Source organism: Kitasatospora nipponensis, from assembly GCF_039528135.1.
In the GTDB taxonomy this organism is placed as follows: Bacteria; Actinomycetota; Actinomycetes; order Streptomycetales; family Streptomycetaceae; genus Kitasatospora; species Kitasatospora nipponensis.
Genome location: NZ_BAAALF010000976.1, coordinates 1 through 569 on the forward strand (window position 1 = coordinate 1; position 569 = coordinate 569).

At 72.6% G+C, this 569-nt stretch carries 1 protein-coding gene; it reads left to right on the forward strand.

Annotated elements, in window-relative coordinates:
* The coding region (locus ABD323_RS44410) for an EamA family transporter (protein ID WP_344447657.1) at positions 1-358 on the forward strand (358 nt) is incomplete at its 5' end.
* Positions 359-569 lie beyond the last annotated feature (211 nt).

The following is a 569-nucleotide window of genomic DNA, read 5'->3' on the forward strand; positions in this document are numbered from 1 at the left end:
CTCCGGACACCCCTACGACCGCGCGCTGGCGGGCTTCGCCGTCGGCGCGATCTGCCTGCTGCTGGTGGCGGCACCCACCGGCCCGCTGCTGCCCGCACCGACGGAACTGGCCGGCTCCGTCGTGCTGCTCGGCTACCTGGGCGCGATCCCGACCGCCCTTGCCTACGCCCTGTTCTTCTCGGCCCTGCGGGCGGTCCGGGCCACCACCGTCTCCGTGGTGATGATGCCCGAACCGGTCGCCGCCCTCGCCCTGGGCACCACCCTGCTCGGCGAACGGCTCACCCCCGGCGCGGCCACGGGCACGGCCGTGCTGCTGTGCTCGGTCCTGCTGCTGACGAAGGAGGAGACGAACGGGTAGCGGAGGTGCTGTCACCCCGGCCTGGTTCGATGGGCCCCCAGGAAGCGGCACCACCATGCAGAGGAGACCTTGTGGGCACGTGGGGCAGTGGCAACTTCGAGAGCGACGCGGCGTTGGACCACCTGTCGATCGTCGTCGACCGGCTCGTCACCGAGGTCGCCGAGGCGATGGCCGGCGATCCCGTCGCCCTCGGACCCCACGAGGACTGGGG